Source organism: Pseudoalteromonas sp. ABE4_541 (genome assembly GCF_056312285.1).
Window position 1 is genome coordinate 168,894 of record NZ_JBSVEM010000001.1, and the last position, 20,056, is coordinate 188,949.

The window sequence follows — 20,056 nt, forward strand, 5'->3', positions numbered from 1 at the left end:
TAGATTATCTAGTTAGTTGCTGATTAGCAATGTTTAAGGGGCAGAGTATGGCGCAGTTTTTTCGTGCTAAGGCATCATCTTCAAAAGGCAAAACGATTGAGCTTGCAATTGAGTCGATAGATCATCAAGGACGCGGTGTTGGCAGGCATCAGGGGAAAGTATGTTTTGTGGAAGGTGCGTTGGCAAAAGAGAGTGTGAAAGCGCAAATTAATCATGAAAAAGCCAAACTAATAGAGGCAAAGCAAGTAAAAGTGATCAGCCGCAGTGAAGACAGAGTGGCACCGTTTTGCCAACACTATCAGCAATGTGGTGGCTGTCAATTACAGCATTTGGCACATACAAAACAGTTGGCACATAAGCAACAAGCGCTTGATGTCTTGTTTAAAAAGTTTACACAAAAATCGGTCATGCCTTGGCAATCTGCAATTGAAAGCGAACCGTATAACTACCGTCGCGCAGCTCGTATTGCTTGTATTTTTGATAAAAAGAGTCAGCAACTAAAACTTGGGTTTCGCAGTGCTGGCAGTAAACAGATTATAAACATTGAGCAATGTGATGTGCTGTCAGAATCTTTCGCGACGAGCTTTGCTCCATTGAGAGATGCCATTGCGAGTCACAAAGCGTTTAACTCAATCAGTCACATTCAGCTATGTGACGCGGATAATGGTCAATATGCTCTGATTAGGCATACGAAGCCCATAGCTGATGAGCATAAACAGGCATTTGAACAGCATTTTGCTGCGCAGCAATGGCTGCTACTTTGGGACAATGGTCAAGATCCCGTTGTATACAGCCAGTTACCACATTACAAAGTGGCCGAATTGCACTTTGATTTTAAGCTCGAAAACTTTATTCAGGTTAATCGAGCTGTGAATGAGAAAATGCTGCTTCAAGCGCTTTCTTGGCTTAATCCCAGCACTCAAGATACGGTGCTAGATTTGTTTTGCGGCATCGGTAATTTTTCTTTATTGATGGCAAAACAGGCAAACAGTGTGGTTGGGGTGGAAGGTTCGCAGTCTTCGGTTGCAATGGCCAAGCAAAATGCGCACACTAATCAACAAGGCAATGTCGATTTTTATTGTTTTGATTTAACGCGTGCAATAACAGAGGCTGAGTGGTTTTCTTCTAAGTTTAGCGTTTTGCTGCTTGACCCCTCACGGACAGGGGCATATGAAATACTCAAGCAAATGCCATTGGCGCAATTTGATAGAGTATTATACGTTTCTTGCGACCCCGTCACGCTTGCACGCGACAGTACATTGCTCTTAGATGCCGGATTTGAATTGCAAAAAATCGGACTAATGAATATGTTTCCACATACAGGACATATCGAAACTATGGCGTTATTCCACAGGAGGTAATAGGAATGGTTGCTACTCGCCAATCGCATCAACAACAGTTACCCGCCGATTTTTCGGCGCGGCTGTCTTTGCTTGACTTATCAGACGAGAAAATGACTCGGCTGCAGCAAGCCCATGGTTTGTGTCCTGCAGAATCTGAACCTGAGATGTTGCACAATGCTATTGAGATGGTCGAAATTTTAGCAGAGTTAAATCTTGATGCAGAGTCTTTAGCAACCGCCTATTTAACTCCTTACTTCTTAGCCAACTTAGTTGATGTCGACAAAGTGGAGAGTGAGCTAGGTAGCAATATTGCTTTACTGCTGCGCGGCGTAGAGCAAATGGCCACGATTAGCACGCTGGCACACCAAGGCAAAGGCCACGTGCAAATCGACAATATTCGTCGCATGTTATTGGCCATGGTTGAAGATGTACGTGCCGTGGTGATTAAATTAGCTGAGCAAATTTGTCACCTGCGTGCGGTAAAAAATGCCGATGAAGATGAGCGGGTGATCGCTGCCAAAGCAACAGCCAACATTTTTGCACCACTGGCAAATAGATTGGGCATAGGCCAGTTGAAGTGGGAGTTAGAAGATCTTTCTTTTCGCTATTTGCATCCTGACACCTACAAAAAAATTGCCAAACAATTATCAGACAAGCGCCTTGATCGTGAAGCTTACATGGAGAACATGGTTAAGTTGGTAAGTGATAAGTTGTCGGCTGCGGGCATCAATGCACAGGTTTATGGGCGGCCAAAGCATATTTTCAGTATCTATAAAAAAATGTCGCAGAAGCACTATGAGTTTGATCAATTGTTTGACATCCGTGCTATGCGTATCGTGGTCGATCAAATTCAAGATTGTTACGCTGCTTTAGGGATTGTGCACACCAGTTGGAAGCACTTACCTAAAGAGTTTGACGATTATGTCGCAACACCAAAACAAAATGGCTATCAGTCAATTCATACCGTGGTATTTGGCCCTGAAGGTAAAACGGTAGAAATCCAAATTCGTACCGAAGAAATGCATCAAGATGCCGAGCTGGGTGTTGCTGCACACTGGATGTACAAAGAAGGCGCCTTACCGGGGCGTGGCTCGGGTTACGAGCAAAAAATTAGTTGGCTAAGAAAACTGTTGCAGTGGCAAGAAGAAGTTGTTGATGGCAGTGACTTAGCCGATGAGCTTAAAAATCAGGTGGTGGAAGATAGAGTTTATGTGTTTACGCCAAAAGGGGATATTTTCGACTTACCTTTGGGCGCAACACCGCTAGATTTTGCGTACTACATTCACTCAAATGTGGGACACCGCTGCATAGGGGCTAAGGTGTTTGGCAAAATCGTGCCGTTCACTTACAAGCTATCAACGGGCGATCAAGTTGAAATTCTTACCCAGAAGAATGCATCGCCAAGTCGTGATTGGCTTAACCCGTCGTTGGGCTACATTCATTCTTCTCGTGCGCGTAGTAAAATTCACCACTGGTTCAAGCAACAAGACAGAGACAAAAACCTACAAGCAGGTAAAGAGATACTCGATACGCAGTTAGCTAAGCTTGATTTAACCTATAAACAACTCGAACCAGCTATTACACGTTTCAACTTCAAAAATGTTGATGATTTGATGGCTGCTATCGGTGCCGGTGATATTCGCCTCAATCAATTCTTGAATTATGTTCAAGACAAGCCTGAAGAGCTGCCAAAACTAAAAATTGCATCGCCTCGTAAACGCAAAGGCGACAAAAATGGCATTGTTGTTGATGGGGTGGGCAGTTTAATGAGCCATGTAGCTAAATGCTGTCAACCCGTGCCTGGCGACGAAATTGTGGGATACATAACCCAAGGCAGAGGCATTGCAGTTCATAGAACGGATTGTGATGCATTTGCTCATATTTGTGACTTGCACCCTGAGCGTGAAATTGCGGTCAGTTGGTCGGAAGAAATTCAATCAGCTTATGCCATTACGGTGCGTATTGAAGCTCATGATAGGCAGGGACTGATCCGTGATATAAGTTCGGTTTTGGCCAATGAAAAAGTCAATGTACTGAACATGAGTGTGCAAACCAATGATGAGCGCGCAGTTGCCGTGTTTGAAATGAAAATAGAAGTATCCGATTTGTCAGCGATGAATCGATTACTAACCAAGTTGCACCAAATTGAAGGCGTATTTGATGCAAAACGTCAGCATTAGGTGAGCACTTACTATCATGAACAAAGAGATCGAACAGCTTCTAGACATCATGGCAACCTTACGTGACCCCAAAAAGGGCTGTGATTGGGATAAAAAGCAAACTTTTCAAACGATTGTGCCACACACATTGGAAGAAGCTTATGAAGTAGCCGATGCCATTGAAAAACAAGATATGGCAGCGCTCAAAGATGAGTTAGGAGACTTATTATTCCAAGTCGTTTTTTACGCGCAAATGGCCAACGAGCAGGGCGCATTTGATTTTGAGCAAGTGGTTGCAAGCTTGAATGACAAGCTCACGCGTCGCCATCCACATGTTTTTGCAGAACAAAAAACGCTGACTGATGAAGAGTTGGAAGCACAGTGGCAGGCGATAAAAGCACAAGAGAGAAAACACAAAGCACCTGAACAAGAGGTACTTTGGAGCGATATTCCTCGCGCTATGCCTGCATTGTCTCGCGCGCTAAAAGTACAAAAGCGCGCTGCCGCTTTAGGCTTTGATTGGCCAGATTATCATGGCGCGCTAGATAAAGTATCTGAAGAAGTACAAGAGGTCGGTGAGGCCTTGGCAAACGACCCGCATTCGGCCCACAGCGCCGAAGAATTAGGTGATTTATTATTCGCCACTGTAAACGTCGCAAGACATGCGCAGCATGATCCGGAGCAAATTTTACGTTTAGCGTGCGATAAGTTTGTACGACGTTTTGCCCAAGTTGATAGCACGTTACAACAAAAAGGCTTGAACCTAGAACAAGCCACGCTGGTGCAAATGGATGAGGCTTGGGAACAAGTTAAAAAACAACAAGGTTAAATATTTGCAACTTGTTTAGGCAGAATTTTCGCTGGATTGATTTGTCCTGCTTTGCTATACTATCGCCCCGTCCTGATTCTATTTGAATTCCATTTTTTCCTGATATTCTAGGGTTCGCATGAGTACAAAATTTATCTTCGTAACGGGCGGAGTTGTTTCCTCCTTGGGTAAAGGTATTGCAGCTGCATCATTGGCCGCTATTTTAGAAGCACGTGGCTTGAATGTAACTATTCTTAAGCTGGATCCTTATATCAACGTTGACCCGGGCACAATGAGCCCAATTCAACACGGTGAAGTATTTGTAACCGAAGACGGTGCTGAGACTGACCTTGACTTAGGTCACTACGAGCGTTTTGTTCGTACCAAAATGACGAGTCGCAACAACTTCACGCAAGGTCGTGTATTCGAAGACGTACTGCGCCGTGAGCGTAAGGGCGAATACCTAGGTGCAACTATCCAAGTTATTCCACACATCACTAACGATATTAAACGTCGTGTATTAGAAGGCGCTGAAGGCTACGACATCGCAATCGTTGAAGTGGGTGGCACAGTGGGTGACATCGAGTCACAACCATTCTTAGAAGCATTACGTCAACTTGGTACTGAGCTTGGTAGAGAGCACGCGTTGTTTATGCACCTAACGCTTGTGCCTTTCCTTGGTACTGCAGGTGAAGTAAAAACTAAGCCAACACAACACTCAGTAAAAGAACTACGTTCAATTGGTATCCAGCCTGATATCTTAGTATGTCGTTCTTCATGCCGACTACCAGCGAACGAGCGTGCAAAAATTGCCTTGTTCACTAACGTAGAAGAAAAAGCGGTTATCTCGCTTCCTGACGTAGATAGCATTTACAAAATTCCTGCACTACTTAAATCACAAGATTTAGATAACTTAGTGTGTCGTCGTTTTTACCTTGAAGCACCAGAAGCTGACTTATCTGAGTGGGAACAAGTATTGTACCAAGAGTCAAACCCAACGGGCGAAGTGACCATCGGTATGGTGGGTAAATACATCGAACTTCCGGATGCGTACAAGTCAGTGAACGAAGCACTTAAGCATGCTGGCCTTAAGAATCGCTTAACGGTTAATATCGAATATGTTGATTCTCAAGATATCGAAAGCAAAGGTGTAGAGCGCTTAGCACACCTAGATGCTATTTTGGTACCAGGTGGTTTTGGTAACCGTGGTGTTGAAGGTAAAATTTTAGCGGCGAAATATGCCCGTGAAAACAAAATACCTTACCTTGGCATTTGTTTAGGTATGCAGGTTGCCCTTATCGAGTATGCGCGTAACGTAGCTGGCCTTGAAGGCGCAAACTCAACTGAATTTGACGCAAAATCGGCACACCCAGTTGTGGGTCTGATCACTGAGTGGTTAGATGCAGAAGGCAACGTTGAAGTACGTGACGAAGAGTCAGACCTTGGCGGCACAATGCGTTTAGGCGCACAGAAGTGTCACCTTAAGAAAGGCTCAAAAGTACGTGATGTGTACGGCAGCGATGAAATTGTTGAACGTCACCGTCACCGCTTTGAGGTGAATAACCACTACGTTGAGCGCTTGGAAAAAGCAGGCTTACAATTTACTGGGCTATCAGAAGATAAAAAGCTGGTAGAGATCATTGAAAATAAAGACCACCCTTGGTTTATTGCTGCACAGTTCCACCCGGAGTTTACCTCAACGCCAAGAGATGGACACCCACTATTCGAAGGCTTTGTTGCGGCAGCGTACGGCTACCAAAAAGCAAACTCTTAAATAATGAAAGCCGTGCTTATGCGCGGCTTTTTTAATGGCGCAGTGAGCACTGATTTGTATTTAAACTAAATCGTAAATTTAAACCAGTGCTTATTTTTAAGTATTTAAATTATTACACTCACCACTTTGGGAATAAGAGGAATCAAGATGTCAAAAATCGTTAAAGTGATTGGCCGTGAAGTTATGGACTCACGTGGTAACCCTACGGTTGAAGCAGATGTTCACTTAGCTTCAGGCGCATGGGGTCGTGCATGTGCTCCGTCTGGTGCATCAACAGGTACTCGCGAAGCATTAGAACTACGTGATGGTGACAAGTCTCGTTATTTAGGTAAAGGCGTATTAACTGCCGTTAATTTTATCAATGCGGATATTGCACAAGCACTTGAAGGCAAAGACGCACTTGAGCAACGTAACATCGACCAAATCATGATCGATTTAGATGGCACTGAAAACAAAGAAAAACTAGGTGCAAACGCGATTTTGGCGGTTTCTCTTGCAAACGCAAAAGCAGCAGCGCAGGAAAAAGGTGTGGCGCTTTACGAGCACATTGCTGATATTAACGGTACGTCTGGCCAATACTCAATGCCAGTTCCTATGATGAACATCATCAATGGTGGTGAGCACGCAGATAACAACGTTGATATTCAAGAGTTCATGATCCAACCTGTTGGTGCAAAGAGCTTCCGTGAAGCACTGCGCATGGGTGCTGAAATTTTCCACAGCCTGAAAAAAGTACTTAACGCACGTGGCCTAAACACAGCGGTAGGTGACGAAGGTGGTTTTGCACCAGATCTTAAGTCAAACGAAGAAGCACTAGAAGTCATCGCGCAAGCGGTTTCTGATGCAGGTTACGAGCTAAACAAAGACATTACACTTGCACTAGACTGTGCGGCGTCTGAGTTCTACGTTGATGGCAAATATGACCTGAAAGGCGAAGGCAAAGCATTCGATTCAGCAGGTTTTGCTGACTTCCTAGCAGATCTGGCTAACCGTTACCCAATCGTTTCAATCGAAGATGGTTTAGACGAAAGTGACTGGGCTGGCTGGAAAGTACTGACTGATAAAATCGGTGAAAAAGTACAGCTTGTTGGTGACGACTTATTCGTAACTAACACGAAGATCTTAAAGCGTGGTATCGATGAAAACATCGGTAACTCAATCTTAATCAAGTTCAACCAAATCGGTTCACTGTCTGAAACGCTTGACGCAATCAAGATGGCACACGACGCGGGCTTCACTGCGGTTATTTCACACCGCTCTGGTGAAACTGAAGATGCCACGATTGCAGATCTAGCGGTAGGTACAGCGGCTGGCCAAATCAAAACTGGCTCTCTATGTCGTTCAGACCGTGTTGCTAAGTACAATCAACTACTTCGCATCGAAGAAGCGTTGGGTGACAAAGCAGTTTACAAAGGTCGTTCAGAGATCAAAGGTCAGTAATACACTGAACTTTATTTAAGACTAAGAAAATGCCGTCATGTTTGACGGCATTTTTTTTGGTTTGATCTATGACGTTTTGACGGTCAACCTTACAAGGTATACGCTGTTGTGTTTTGAGGAGATTCTTTTGAGCCACATTGAAGGTAAAACTAAAACTGACATCCTAGAAGATTTGGTTGGAGTAGCTCAGCCAAAAAGTGCAGTTCATGAGCAACAAAAAGCTGCAATAACTGTCAGGTGTACCGAAGATATTCAATCATCTATTAAGTCGCTAGAGAATCAGTTAGCTAAAAATGCAGAGTCATCGGATAAAGTTGGTAATAAGGTTTTTTGGCTAAATGTAGTGTTATCAATTGCTACACTAGTTGGAGCTGTAGCTACTGTTGTTATCGCAATAAAAACATAGCAAAGGATTTAGCCTTTTTAATGACAAAGAAGTAGGTTGTGTTTTGCGGCGTTAAACATCAACGTCGGATGGCGCTGCGTTTATCCGACCTACGTGAGGTAGGTTGGAAAAGCCGAAGGCGCCTTCCAACAATTCGCGTATTTGCTTTCCCATGTCATACAAACACCACACTTTAATTAAATAATGAACGTCAAGGCGCAGGTTTTGGCGTATTGGGCGATTATCTAGCCCGCTATTATTCGCTTTTTGTTAAAGCACGATGCATGAAGGATTTGCTATGAAAATAAACCGACTTTTGACAAATATATGCGCTGTAGATCTTGAGCGCTCTAAAAACTTTTATACCCGTTTGTTCGCTTTTGAGGTTGATTTTGACAGCGATTGGTTTGTACATTTAATTTCAGAAGGTAGGGAACTAGAGCTTGGTATCATCGCGCAAAACAGTGATGTGGTGCCGGTTCAAGCCAAAGGTGCTGTTTCAGGTGTTTATCTCACCTTTATTGTCGAAGATGTTGATGCGCTTTTTGATAAATCACAAACGCTAGGTTACGGCGCTTTGCAAGCGCCAGAACTCACATCTTATGGTCAAAAGCGAATGTTGCTTGTTGCACCTGAAGGCACCATTTGTGATGTGTCATCACCTGTATAGAATTGGCTTAATATCGTAAATTCGCGTCGGGTGGCGCTGCGCTTATCCCACCTACGCGGGTAGATTGGAAAAGCTTCAGACGCCTTGCAACAATGTCGCAATTTAAAGCTTAAATTCTTGCGCTAAAATTTCTTGAGTAAAATTGGTTTTGAGATAAAACCCACGGGGTAGGGTTTTGATCAACTTGCCGTTCGGGCCTATGGCGTCGGTGGTCACTTTACTATTGGCGGCTTTGGGGCGGATCTGCATCACCTGACCAAGGTGCCCTGATATTTCATCAACGCGGCCAAGGGCAATGAGTTCAATTTGTTCTTCCCAATCCCTTTGTAACAAAGCTTCTTGTTGTGTATTGGGTTGCCATAAAAAGCCGCAGCCAATGGTGCGCTCAACAGGTTGCAGCTCACGTTCTGCTAATACGGGTAGCCACAGTACATGGCTGAGCTTTTTCTTGACGGTGCTTTCTTGCCATGTCACCCCCGTTAAGTTGGTCAGCGGCACAACTGACACATAAGTGGTTTCAAGCGGTTTACCGTTGTAGCCAATGGGCAAGGATTTTAGCTCAATACCCAAATGCTCAAAGTCGGGCACAGGCTTTGAACCTGCACTGGCACCCAGCACATATTCGAGTAACTGTCCGGGCCAACCTTTTTCCCTCAGTAGGTGCTCAGGGCTTTTAAATTGGTAACGCTCGGCAAGTTCGCCCAAGGTGAGGCCTGCAATGTCATCAACACGCTGCATAAGCTGCGCAATAGAGGTTGGGGGAGCTGGTTTATTCAATGGATTTAATAGCATCAATGGTCGTTCATCCAAACATTGTAACGAATGCACTGTGAATAAAAAACCGTAACAATATAAGTGGTTAACTTTTAACCCCTTCTTAATCGGGATAAAAAATAACCGTAAAAATATACAGTGTTTGTGGTTACCTATATGATATATAAGTGGTTTTTTTAATGTTTAAGAGCTTCAAGTACCTTTGGAAGTGGTCATACTTGGATAAATACAACAATATAAACATAATTATCCACAGTTTCTGTGGAGAAAGTACTGTATAAACCGAAATTTTGTGGATTTGTTTGCAAAACAACCTTAATTATAAAATTTTATGCACAAACTGTGGGTAACTTGCGTAAAAGCGGGAATAATATTTGCTGTAGGCCAGAAGTTGTGGAACAATCATTAAAAATCGACTTATAAAAGAGGCACTAAGGTGATTGATGCCGAAGGTTTTCGTGCCAATGTCGGAATTGTGATCTGTAACAACCAAGGGCAGGTATTTTGGGCTAGACGTTTTGGCCAGCATTCTTGGCAGTTTCCTCAAGGTGGTGTGGATGAGGGCGAAACGCCTGAACAAACCATGTATCGAGAATTGCACGAAGAAGTGGGTTTAAAACCGGAAGACGTGGAAATTGTTGCCAGCTCAAAACACTGGTTGCGTTATAAGCTACCCAAGCGTTTGATCAGAAGAGATTCAAGTCCGGTTTGTATTGGCCAAAAGCAAAAATGGTTTTTGTTAAAACTCAGATGCAAAGACGAAGATGTAGACTTACTGCATACACATCATCCAGAATTTGACGACTGGCGTTGGGTGAGCTACTGGTATCCGGTTAGGCAAGTGGTGTCTTTTAAGCGAGATGTTTATCGCCGAGTCATGAAAGAATTTGCACCTTTTGCTATGCCATTTAATAAAAAAGACAACAATGGCAGAGAAAATGGCTATCGTCAGCGTCGATAAAAGGAGTTAAAAGTGTTAGCAACATTGCGTTCAATAGTCGAATCAGTGTCACAACAAGCGGATTTAGAAGCTGCGTTGACATTGTTTGTGACTATGGTCAAAGAAGCAATGAAAACGGAATGTTGTTCAATTTACTTTGCAGATTATAGCCAAGATAATTTTGTTTTGATGGCCAGTGATGGCCTAAACCCGCAAGCCATAGGCGAATTCCGTATTGGCTTCACGGAGGGCCTTGTTGGCCTAGTCGCGCAGCGAGAAGAGCCCATCAATATCGCTCATGCGCAATCTCACCCGCGCTTTAAACTCTCTCCCGAAGTTAATGAAGAAGGTTACAATGCCTTTTTGTCAGTACCTGTGGTACATCAACGTAAAGTGCTGGGTGTGATTGTAGTACAGCAAAAAATGGCCAGGGTATTTAGCCATGATGAGGAATCGTTTTTAATCACGCTTTCGGCACAGCTTGCTTCTCAGCTTTCACATGTGGGTATTCAAACCGTACTGACTCAAGAAGCTACAGCGCATCAAACGTCGGTTTTGAAAGGGGTGTCTGGTGCGCCGGGTATTGCCATTGGCGACGCTTATGTGGTGTTGCCAAAACTGGGTTTTGACAGCATCGAGCCGCAAAAGTCAGACAATATTGAGCATCAACGGCAGCTATTCTTACAGGCCGTTGCCGCCACACGGCAAGAGTTTCACATTCTCGCCAATACGCTCAGCGATACGATTCCTAAAGAAGCGTTGGCCGTTTTTGAGGTTTATCAACAGCTACTCGATGCGCAGAGTTTGGGGCAGCAAGTTGATGCCCAATTAAAGCTAGGTTGGAACGCGAAAAGTGCTTTAAAGCATGTGATTGAAAGTTTGGTATCCCAGTTTAATGCCATGAAAGACCCCTACATTAAAGAGCGTGCTGTTGACGTAAACGACATTGGGTTACGAGTGCTGCATCATTTAGTGAGTACTGAGCATGCAGTAAAATCTTACCCTGACAACACGGTGCTTGTTGCGCATACCCTGACACCCAGCATGCTTGCTGAGGTGCCGAAAGATAAACTTAAAGGTGTGGTCAGTGTATTAGGTGCAGCCAACTCACATGCATCCATTTTAACGCGAGCTATGGGCGTGCCAGCAATTTGGGGTATTGAAGATATTCCCTTATTACAGCTTGAAGGCAAAGAGATGATACTCGATGGCTATGCGGGCAGAGTGTATATTTCTCCCTCACAGTCATTACGCCATGAATATGAACAAATGCGCCGCCAAGAGAGCTTATTACACGATAAGTTTGAGGCAGAGCATGCGCTACCGCCCATTACCCTAGATGGCGAGCGCATCAGTTTACTGCTAAATGCTGGGCTTGATTTAAGTACAGAGTCATTGACCGCTAAATATTGCGACGGGGTAGGTCTGTACCGCACCGAAGCTTGGTTTATGCAAAAGGGCCGTTTTCCTTCACAAAGCGAACAAGAGCAATGGTATCGCGAAGTGCTCACTCGTTATCACCCTGAACCTGTAGTGATGAGAACCTTAGATATTGGTGGTGATAAAGTACTTGATTATTTTGATATTAAAGAAGAAAACCCATTTTTAGGCTGGCGTGGTATTCGCGTATCCCTTGACCACCCAGAGCTGTTCTTAGATCAACTTAAAGCGATGATAAAAGCAAACGCGGGGCTTGGAAATTTGCGCATTATGCTGCCAATGGTGAGTCATACCGAAGAGGTCGATGAGACCCTTTCTCTTATCGAACAAGCCTATTTTGAATTGCAAGAAGAATGGGCTGACCAATTTTTATTGATTGATAGGCCTGAAGTGGGCTTGATGCTTGAGGTACCATCCAGTGTTTTCTTATTGCCAGAGTGGTCAAAGAAAGTGGATTTTTGCTCGGTGGGGAGCAATGACTTAACCCAGTATCTTCTCGCTGTGGATAGGAATAACGCCCAGGTTGCAGATTTATTCGACCCTTATCACCCGAGCGTTTTGCGTGTTTTAAACTCTATTGCCAGAAGCTGTCAGGAGTTTGAGTTGCCTTTCAGTTTGTGTGGTGAGTTAGGCGGGGAGCCAGAAGGGGCCATTTTGCTGGTGGCAATGGGTTATCGTCGACTCAGTATGAACATTTCGTCTTTGTCTAAAGTGAAGTGGGTACTTCGACGGCTCAATGTCAGTGATATGGAAATGTTGCTGGAAGAATGTTTGTCACAATCCTCAGCAAAGCAGGTACATCGTTTGTTACGTAACTTTATGATTGAACATAATTTCAGCGAACTATTCTATCAATCGAATTAGGACCTGTTTGAAGGATGCATGGCTATACAGAATGCGTTACCATTACCCGCTCAAAATAATAAGAGATAACATACATGAGCGAAGCCATTTTACTAATAGCCAGTTGTGCGTTATTAGGTAGCTTTGTCGGCTTTCTTGCTGGACTATTAGGAATTGGCGGCGGCCTCATCATTGTGCCTGTACTGTCAGGCATTTTGCACTATTTCAACATTGTGCCAGAACCTCAAATTGTCTTGGTGGCAATCGCCACTTCATTAGCGTCAATTTTGTTCACTTCCACGTCATCTGCGCTTGCGCATCATCGAAATGGTAATGTGCCCTGGCATATTGCGCCTTACGTGATGGGAGGCGTGGCATTGGGGGCATTGATCAGCGGGTTTTTTGCAGCGATGTTGCCCGAGGTGGTGATCCGCGGCATTTTTGCCGTCAGTGTCGTCGTCATCGCATTAAAAATGCTCTACAGTAGTGCCAAAAAAGTGCAGTCGACGCGTCAATTACCTAGTGGTCCGATGTTGACGTTCCTAACAACATTAATGGGTGGTTTGTCGGCGATGATTGGCATCGGTGGCGGTGCTTTGATAGTACCGTTATTAAGCCATTTTTCATTAGATGTTAGAAAAGCAATTGGCTGTGCGTCCGCTTGTGGCATTGTCATCGCCTTGTTTGGTTCGATAGGATATATTACATCTGGTAGTAGTCACTACACCGTGAATCAAGGCTTTGCAGGGTTTATATATTTACCTGCGTTATTTGGTATTGTGCTGACATCATGGTTTACAGCACCCATTGGCGCTAAGTCGACACAATATTTGCCTGTTTCGACAATAAAGAAAATTTTCGCGGCATTACTATTAGTAATTGCCTTCAATATGATCGTTAATTAAGGGAAAGCGATGGCTTTGCAGTTTCCACAGATTGATCCTGTCATTTTTTCGATAGGGCCATTGAGCGTACGCTGGTATGGCATGATGTATTTAATTGGCTTTGTGTTTGCTATGTGGATGGCAAATCGGCAAGCTGAGAAACCAAACTCAGGTTGGAGCAAAGAGCAGGTCAGTGATTTACTGTTTTACAGTATGCTGGGTGTGATTTTAGGCGGCCGCGTTGGCTATGTGCTTTTTTACCAGTTCTCATATTTCATCGAAAACCCGCTGTACTTATTCCGCATTGACCAAGGCGGCATGTCGTTCCATGGTGGCGCTTTGGGTGTTATAACGGCCATTGTTGTGTTCGCTTGTAAAACCAAAAAATCTATTGTCTCAGTGGGAGATTTTGTTGTGCCGCTTGTGCCTGTAGGGCTTATGGCTGGGCGTATAGGTAATTTTATCAATGGTGAGTTGTGGGGACGCACAACCGATGTGCCTTGGGCATTTGTATTTCCAACAGGTGGGCCATTACCAAGACACCCATCGCAATTATATGAGGCCTTTTTTGAAGGCTTAGTGTTATTTATCATGTTGATAGTATTTGCGAAAAAACCAAGACCGGCGGGTAGTATTGCTGGATTATTTTTGCTTGGTTATGGGGTTTTCCGATTCGGTATTGAATACTTCCGCGAGCCTGATGCACATATAGGGCTTTATGCTGGCGTTATTTCACAAGGGCAGATCCTGTCGTTGCCAATGGTGATTGCGGGCGCAGCTTTAATGATTTGGGCGTATAAAACACAGCCCGTTGAGAATAAGTCATAGACGATTAAGATAGCGATTATGAAACAGTATTTAGATTTAATGCGCCACGTAAAAGAACATGGCACGGTAAAACAGGACAGAACTGGCACGGGGACTATCAGCGTTTTTGGCTATCAAATGCGCTTTAACTTGCAAGATGGCTTTCCCTTGGTCACCACCAAAAAGTGTCATTTACGTTCAATTATTCATGAATTACTGTGGTTTTTAAAAGGTGAGACAAACATTGCCTATTTAAAAGAGAACGGTGTAAAAATTTGGGATGAGTGGGCAACGAATGAAGGTGAATTGGGCCCAGTATATGGCAAGCAATGGCGTTCGTGGACGGGTGAAAACGGTGAAGTAGTCGATCAAATCAAGGATTTGATCGAGCAAATCAAAACCAATCCAGACTCGCGTCGTCTTATTGTTAGTGCATGGAACCCAGCACTATTACCCGACACTCAATACTCGCCAAAAGAGAATGCGGCAATGGGCAAGCAAGCTTTGCCGCCATGCCATACGCTCTTTCAATTCTATGTATTGGATGGCAAATTATCCTGTCAGCTATACCAGCGCAGCGGTGATATTTTCTTGGGCGTACCATTTAATATTGCCAGTTATGCTTTATTGACAATGATGGTTGCGCAGGTATGTGATCTTGAACCGGGTGATTTTGTCCATACTTTTGGTGATGCACACTTGTATCTCAACCACTTAGAGCAGGTTGACGAACAGTTATCTCGCACACCATTTGCAAAACCAACGATGAAAATTAATCCTGAAGTAAAAGACATATTTTCGTTTACATATGAAGACTTTGAGCTCGAAGGATATCAAGCTCACCCTCATATTAAAGCACCTGTGGCCATTTAGGAGAAAAAATGAAAGCTGTTATTCCAGTAGCGGGGCTCGGCACGCGTATGCTGCCTGCAACGAAGGCAATTCCAAAAGAAATGCTGCCAATTGTTGATCGTCCACTCATTCAATATGTGGTAGATGAAGCGGTTGCTGCGGGCGTCAAGGAAATCGTTTTAGTCACTCATTCAAGTAAAAACTCAATTGAGAACCATTTTGATACCAGTTTTGAACTTGAAGCAACTTTAGAGAAGCGTGTTAAACGTCAATTGCTTGAAGAGGTGCAATCAATTTGTCCTAAAGACGTAACAATTATTCACGTTCGTCAAGGTGAAGCGAAAGGTTTAGGGCATGCGATAAACTGCGCAGCGCCAATCGTTGGTGATGCACCATTTGTGGTGATGCTGCCGGATGTATTGATTGATGATGCTGCAAGCGACTTGCGTAAAGACAACCTAGCACAAATGATAGCCCGTTTTAAAGAAACAGGTGATAGTCAAATTATGGTTGAACAAGTTGCGCATGAGGATGTCAATAAATTTGGTATTGCTGACATTGGTGATGTAAAACTCAAATCAGGGCAAAGCTGTGATTTGAATACCTTGGTTGAAAAACCAGCCATCGACGAGGCGCCGTCAGACTTAGCGGTGGTTGGGCGTTATGTATTATCAAAAGCCATTTGGCCATTACTAGCCAAAACACCGCTTGGTGCGGGTGGTGAAATTCAGCTGACGGATGCAATTGCGATGCTAATGGAACAAGAAACGGTTCAAGCGTACGCGATGAAAGGCAAAAGCCATGATTGTGGTAGTAAACTTGGCTATTTACAAGCAACAATTGAATATGCATTAAGAAGAGCGGAATTTGCAGGGCCTTTGAAGGCGCATATGAAGTCATTGGTATAAGTAACCTCAGCTGAGGTTAAGTAAAATGCAGTTTATGAATTGAAAAGTGCCTATCATGGCACTTTTTTTGCTGACAATCGTAACGGACTGAAATTGTGTTTTTATGGGAAGTAAGTGCGATGTTAGCTAAAAATATGATGATTTTATTGCTAGTCACTTTGATGCCAGCCTGCGTTTTGCTGGGTGAGCAGCCTAGCCATGTGCGACAGCCCGTTTATCGTTCTGATATTGAGCCTTATCTTCAACAGTGGGAGCAAAGCAAGCAAAGTATTGCTCGGCTCACAGAGATGGAGCAAGATCTTTCCTTATTATTGCAACTGGTTGCTTCTCAAACCGATGTTGAAGTTTTGTCGCCATCACTGCGTAGTGATGTAGAGCGCGTTATAAACAACTACAAACAACAAAGGAAAAATACGCGGGAAACATATCAAGCGAAGATAAACTTAGGCACTTTTTTACGAAAAGAGCAGGCTGATGCTTATCTTCAAGATTTTAAAAAACGTTACCCCCAACTTGATTCAATTATTTCTTATCAGATAGACAGACACCGTACGATAAACATGGGATATTTTGTCGTGCTTGGTGGACCATTTAACTCAGTGGATGACGCTCGAAAAATGTGTTTTGTCCTCAATCAATTAAGTGAATCATGTCGTTTGCTTGAATAGTAGAAGCCCCAATATTCGATGAGCTAGTTTGTAGTTCGAAGTAATATCGCATTCACCTTGAATATCGATTTTTAATGATTAAGAAATGGATGAATGACACCTGCATAAAACATCACCGAGAATGATATTGACGATCTTGTTTTTGTAAAAAGAGGCAAATTATTGCCGTCAGTTGAGTCAAGTTGGTGACAAAACGAAGGCAAACATTCGCTTGGATATCTGTTCAATAACTTAAATGATGAAAAGAGCAGGTACTTAATTGCCTGGCACAGTTCACTGCAAATTGGGTAACGGTTATTGCTTGTCTTTTCAAGGTTTACACATAATATCGTAATAACACTTAGTTAAGCGGATTACTATAAAGCCATTCGATCAAATATTTGGGTATACTTCTTGCATTTCATCTGAGCAGAATTGTTAATTTGGGCTCGATGATAATGCGCGTAGTACTATTTTTAATTTGTATAGGCCTTGCAGGCTGCCAAAGCGCAGGTGATGCTGACAAGCGCCACCCGTTATATGTAACGCCAGAACGTACCATGGCACCTTACACTGTACATCAATACGTGAGTGATTTAAGTGTGCAATTGAGTAACATTACTGGCGTGAGAAAACGTAATGCTAGTATTGCTGTAATGAGCTTTTTCAAAGCTGAAGGTTTAGGAGAAAGCCTTGCTAGTCAACAGATGTTAGGCCTAAGTCAGCAGATCCAAGAAAGTTTACTTACGCAGTTTACACAACTTGGTTACCACGCCGTAGAGCATCGTCTAGAAAACCAACTCACGCTGCTTGAAAATGCAGATAGCATGCTAAGTCGCAAGCTTGATAATTTACGAGAACGTCAGAATATTGACTTTGTGATTGCGGGTTCACTGACTCAGCAGCAACATGCTTATATCGTCAATGCTAGACTAATTGATATGCAAAGTGCACGCGTTGTATCTGCTGCAACCACTGAGATCCCAATTAATGTTATGTGGTCAGATGAAAAAGTACAGCAACGCGATGGTGCAATCTATCGCACTGAATATTAATGAGGAACACACAATGAAGAATTTTTTATATTTATTGCTATTACCATTGGGTGTTGGATGCGCCAATATGATGGAATCATTTGGAACACAAAAACAAGGTGATCTGTCTGCACCAAGCACTCAACGTGGTGTTCTGGCTCCATCGACAACCAAAGAAGCATTTCAAGCGCGTAATGCCATTCCTAACCAAGTTAGTCAGAGGGCAAGCGTCAGCCGTAAGAATATCAATCATTATGTACGCGGTATCATGCAAGATATGATTGAAAATTTACAGTATGTCAACGCTAAAACTCCTTTGGCGGTTTCAAGCTTCGTATATTTGGACGATGATTATGGACAAGGCACGTTGCTGGGTAATCAGCTGTCGGAGAGCTTCATGCATGAGCTACATAAGTTTGGTGTTGCAGTCGTGGACTTCAAAACGACAGACTATATGCGTGTTACGCCTCAAGGTGATTTTGTATTCAGCCGTGATTATCTAGAGTTAAATGAGACCCAGAGCTTTCAATATGTTCTGGCGGGGACTTTAGTTAACCACCAAGGCGGTGTATTGGTTAATGCGCGGATCGTTGGGATCAATAGTAAGGCGGTGGTAGGCTCTGCACAGGGGTTTATTCCTCAGTCAGTCGTTGACGCCTTGGGGAATAGCTATCGAACCGATGGTATTTTGTTAAAAAAAGCAAGTAATTGAGGTTTAAGATGAAACTGCAATTTTGTTTATGGGCAGCGTTTGCAACATCGTTAGCCGGGTGTCAGTTAATTACACCGATACAGAAGCCTGTTCATCCGCAACCTACACCTGCGGCCAGCCCGCTAGATGAGCTTTACCGTCAAGCTCAAGTTACAAAACAACGTGAGCAAGCTGATGAATATGCAATGACTCAAAATGCATTTAAGTTTAACCCGATGCGACATAACTTGAGTTTGTCTAATTATGTAGAGCAAATGGCACTTGATCTCGTAGATTCGATGACTTACGAAGATGAGATGCACATTGCCGTCACGTCATTTGTCGAGTTTGATAATAATTTGCGCTCTACTAATCAGTTGGGCAACCAGCTTTCGGAAACTTTCATTCATCAGTTGCAAAAGTTTGGTTATGGAGTCGTTGATTTCAAAACAGCCAACTCTATAGCGGTAACAGCGAATGGCGATTTTTCTTTTTCACGAGAGTTAAAACGTTTGGCACAAAAAAAAGTGGCGAGTCATGTTTTATCGGGGACCATGATTTACAGAAGCACTGGCGTAGAAGTGCATGCGCGTATCGTTGATATTGAGTCCAAGCAGGTGATTGCGACAAGTAGCAAGCTTGTGCCCAGCTATGTTTTGCAAAGTGCTGACTTGATGGTGTTGCAACTTCCTTAGGCTGGTTGACTGTTTCAAGTTACTGAGTAATATAAAAAAGTCTTGAAACTTCTGAGGCCAAAACGATATACTTTGCAAAATTGTGGCCTCTTAGTTAAATGGATATAACAGTCCCCTCCTAAGGGATAGTTGCAGGTTCGATTCCTGCAGGGGCCGCCAGTTTTCCTCATAAAAACAATAGCTTTAAAAATTACATTATTAATCCTAGTTACTTTTTTGTGCTGAGGAATGGGCTGAAATCGTAAAATGGTTACAAGGGATGGTATCGACAACCCCCTTGCTTCTTGTCACTCAGTATTTTTTAGACCCACCCAACTCACTCCTTGCGCGCTTAACCTTTCTTTCTGAGTAGTTATACTTTTGATGCTTTTGATTCCATATCTGGCGAGAATGCCTCCTGCACGTCTCTATAATGGGGTTTTCATTAAAAGGACGAGTATTATGAATAATCAATTTATTATTAAAGGGTTGAACTATAAAGACTATACACACCTTTTCAATGCACAAGTGGATGTATTGCAAGCGCACCACGCGGTGTGGCTGACAGCAGATGAACAATCTGGTTATCCGTGTCGAGTGTCACTAAAAGATGTAGAAGTGGGTGAGCGAGTATTATTGCTTCATTATGTTCATCATGATGTGTCTGGGCCTTATCGTGCATCAGGTCCTATTTTCATAGGTGAAAGTAGTCAGGATGCCAATCTAGAGGTGAATGAGATACCGCAGGTACTCTGTTCACGATTATTGTCACTCAGAGCTTATGATCAACAGGGCAATATGGTGTCGGCTAAAACTGCGCAAGGAGAAGTCGTTGATATACATTTGCACGAGATGTTTAACATTCAGAGCGTGGAATATATTCAAATACACAACGCAAATCCTGGTTGTTTTAGTTGTACTGCCTATCGAGCTTAGTGATGTGAAGTTAATAACAATGCATCAGCTATCAACAAGGAAAAAGG

At 43.3% G+C, this 20,056-nt stretch carries 19 protein-coding genes and 1 tRNA gene; 19 read left to right on the plus strand and 1 reads right to left on the minus strand.

Going from position 1 to position 20,056, the window contains the following annotated elements; all coding sequences use genetic code 11:
• The first annotated feature begins 47 nt into the window (after positions 1-47).
• From rlmD to ACW689_RS00830, 7 genes are all read left to right on the plus strand, one after another.
• Positions 48-1,361 (plus strand): 23S rRNA (uracil(1939)-C(5))-methyltransferase RlmD, encoded by a 1,314-nt coding sequence (gene rlmD, locus ACW689_RS00800; protein WP_476287609.1) that lies wholly within the window; start codon positions 48-50, stop codon positions 1,359-1,361.
• Between the two features lie 5 nt (positions 1,362-1,366).
• Complete coding sequence (gene relA, locus ACW689_RS00805; protein WP_476287611.1) at positions 1,367-3,523, plus strand: GTP diphosphokinase; 2,157 nt, start codon at positions 1,367-1,369, stop codon at positions 3,521-3,523.
• 16 nt (positions 3,524-3,539) lie between these two features.
• Positions 3,540-4,331 carry a nucleoside triphosphate pyrophosphohydrolase gene (mazG, locus tag ACW689_RS00810; RefSeq protein ID WP_476287613.1) on the plus strand — a complete coding sequence of 264 codons (792 nt, stop codon included), beginning with the start codon at positions 3,540-3,542 and terminating at the stop codon, positions 4,329-4,331.
• A gap of 118 nt (positions 4,332-4,449) precedes the next feature.
• Positions 4,450-6,084 carry a CTP synthase gene (locus tag ACW689_RS00815; RefSeq protein WP_476287615.1) on the plus strand — a complete coding sequence of 545 codons (1,635 nt, stop codon included), beginning with the start codon at positions 4,450-4,452 and terminating at the stop codon, positions 6,082-6,084.
• Between the two features lie 147 nt (positions 6,085-6,231).
• Entirely contained in the window at positions 6,232-7,524 is a 1,293-nt protein-coding gene (eno, locus tag ACW689_RS00820) for a phosphopyruvate hydratase (protein ID WP_476287617.1), read from the plus strand.
• A 37-nt stretch (positions 7,525-7,561) separates the two neighbouring features.
• Positions 7,562-7,930: a hypothetical protein gene (locus tag ACW689_RS00825; protein WP_476287619.1), complete on the plus strand. Its 369-nt coding sequence runs from the start codon at positions 7,562-7,564 to the stop codon at positions 7,928-7,930.
• Positions 7,931-8,207: 277 nt separating this feature from the next.
• The gene (locus ACW689_RS00830) at positions 8,208-8,579 is read left to right on the plus strand and encodes a VOC family protein (RefSeq protein ID WP_476287621.1); all 372 of its coding nucleotides are present in this window, start codon (positions 8,208-8,210) and stop codon (positions 8,577-8,579) included.
• Between the two features lie 102 nt (positions 8,580-8,681).
• On the opposite strand, the gene mutH is transcribed toward ACW689_RS00830, so the two are convergent.
• Positions 8,682-9,371 (minus strand): DNA mismatch repair endonuclease MutH, encoded by a 690-nt coding sequence (gene mutH, locus ACW689_RS00835; protein WP_476287623.1) that lies wholly within the window; start codon positions 9,369-9,371, stop codon positions 8,682-8,684.
• Positions 9,372-9,789: 418 nt separating this feature from the next.
• Between mutH and rppH the strand changes: the two genes are divergently transcribed.
• The 12 genes from rppH (at position 9,790) to ACW689_RS00895 (ending at position 20,009) form a co-directional block, all read left to right on the plus strand.
• Positions 9,790-10,314, plus strand: a complete 525-nt coding sequence (rppH, locus tag ACW689_RS00840) for an RNA pyrophosphohydrolase (RefSeq protein WP_476287625.1) — start codon at positions 9,790-9,792, stop codon at positions 10,312-10,314.
• Between the two features lie 12 nt (positions 10,315-10,326).
• Positions 10,327-12,597, plus strand: a complete 2,271-nt coding sequence (gene ptsP / locus ACW689_RS00845; RefSeq protein WP_476287627.1) for a phosphoenolpyruvate--protein phosphotransferase — start codon at positions 10,327-10,329, stop codon at positions 12,595-12,597.
• Positions 12,598-12,671: 74 nt separating this feature from the next.
• Entirely contained in the window at positions 12,672-13,481 is an 810-nt protein-coding gene (locus ACW689_RS00850; protein WP_476287629.1) for a sulfite exporter TauE/SafE family protein, read from the plus strand.
• A gap of 9 nt (positions 13,482-13,490) precedes the next feature.
• Entirely contained in the window at positions 13,491-14,288 is a 798-nt protein-coding gene (gene lgt, locus ACW689_RS00855; RefSeq protein WP_476287631.1) for a prolipoprotein diacylglyceryl transferase, read from the plus strand.
• Between the two features lie 18 nt (positions 14,289-14,306).
• Positions 14,307-15,140: a thymidylate synthase gene (locus tag ACW689_RS00860; protein ID WP_476287633.1), complete on the plus strand. Its 834-nt coding sequence runs from the start codon at positions 14,307-14,309 to the stop codon at positions 15,138-15,140.
• Between the two features lie 8 nt (positions 15,141-15,148).
• Positions 15,149-16,027, plus strand: a complete 879-nt coding sequence (galU, locus tag ACW689_RS00865) for a UTP--glucose-1-phosphate uridylyltransferase GalU (RefSeq protein WP_476287635.1) — start codon at positions 15,149-15,151, stop codon at positions 16,025-16,027.
• Positions 16,028-16,146: 119 nt separating this feature from the next.
• A complete protein-coding gene (locus tag ACW689_RS00870) occupies positions 16,147-16,695 on the plus strand; it encodes a hypothetical protein (RefSeq protein ID WP_476287637.1) in 549 nt (182 codons plus the stop codon).
• 437 nt (positions 16,696-17,132) lie between these two features.
• Positions 17,133-17,729: a FlgO family outer membrane protein gene (locus tag ACW689_RS00875; protein WP_476287639.1), complete on the plus strand. Its 597-nt coding sequence runs from the start codon at positions 17,133-17,135 to the stop codon at positions 17,727-17,729.
• Positions 17,730-17,742: 13 nt separating this feature from the next.
• Entirely contained in the window at positions 17,743-18,420 is a 678-nt protein-coding gene (locus ACW689_RS00880; protein WP_476287641.1) for a FlgO family outer membrane protein, read from the plus strand.
• Positions 18,421-18,428: 8 nt separating this feature from the next.
• Positions 18,429-19,094, plus strand: coding sequence for a FlgO family outer membrane protein (locus ACW689_RS00885; RefSeq protein ID WP_476287643.1), 666 nt, complete (start codon positions 18,429-18,431; stop codon positions 19,092-19,094).
• An 84-nt stretch (positions 19,095-19,178) separates the two neighbouring features.
• Positions 19,179-19,253: transfer RNA gene (locus tag ACW689_RS00890), tRNA-Arg, on the plus strand.
• Between the two features lie 282 nt (positions 19,254-19,535).
• Positions 19,536-20,009 carry a DUF1203 domain-containing protein gene (locus ACW689_RS00895; protein WP_476287645.1) on the plus strand — a complete coding sequence of 158 codons (474 nt, stop codon included), beginning with the start codon at positions 19,536-19,538 and terminating at the stop codon, positions 20,007-20,009.
• Positions 20,010-20,056: the final 47 nt, after the last annotated feature.